This is a genomic window from Vibrio sp. qd031 (genome assembly GCF_002100145.1).
Classification (GTDB): Bacteria; Pseudomonadota; Gammaproteobacteria; order Enterobacterales; family Vibrionaceae; genus Vibrio.
On record NZ_JXQD01000013.1, the window covers coordinates 1 to 624 of the forward strand.

At 41.8% G+C, this 624-nt stretch carries 1 pseudogene; it reads left to right on the top strand.

The window, feature by feature from the left end:
* Positions 1-74 precede the first annotated feature (74 nt).
* Positions 75-624: pseudogene (locus ST37_RS19765) on the top strand (transposase); the annotation flags it as partial.

A 624-nucleotide genomic window follows, 5' to 3' on the forward strand; every position in this document is an offset into this window, starting at 1 on the left:
TGACCTATCCCCATGAATTAGAACCATGACATTGATGAGATTTCTAATACACTAGAAATAATGGAGATCTCAAAATGAAAAAACGGTACACAGAAGAACAAATCATCAAAGCGATAAAACAACATGAAGCTGGCGCTAAGGTGGACGACATTTGTCGTGATCTAGGCATTTCATCAGGCACTTTTTACAATTGGCGTAGTAAATACGCCGGATTAGAAGTGAATGAAGCGAAGCGTCTGAGAGAGCTTGAATCCGAAAACAGTAAGCTGAAGAAGCTTTTAGCAGAGAAGTTACTAGAAGTAGAAGCAATGAAGGATGTTGTTTCAAAAAAGTGGTAACGCCTTCAGCTCGAAAGCTTATAGTCAGGCACCTAATCGATGTCCATAAACTGAGTGAAAGGGCAGCCTGTAAGCTTGCGTGTTTGAGTCGAACGGCGTTTCGATACCAAGCAAAGCCTCCTTCGGATACTGCTTTAAGGGAGCGTTTAAGGAAGCTAGCGGCACGATACTCCCGTTATGGCTATCTCATGTTACACGGCTTGCTAAAAGCAGAGGGTTTAGTTGTGAATAGAAAGCACACATATCGTCTTTATACAGAAGAAGGTTTGCAGGTCAGAACTAAAAA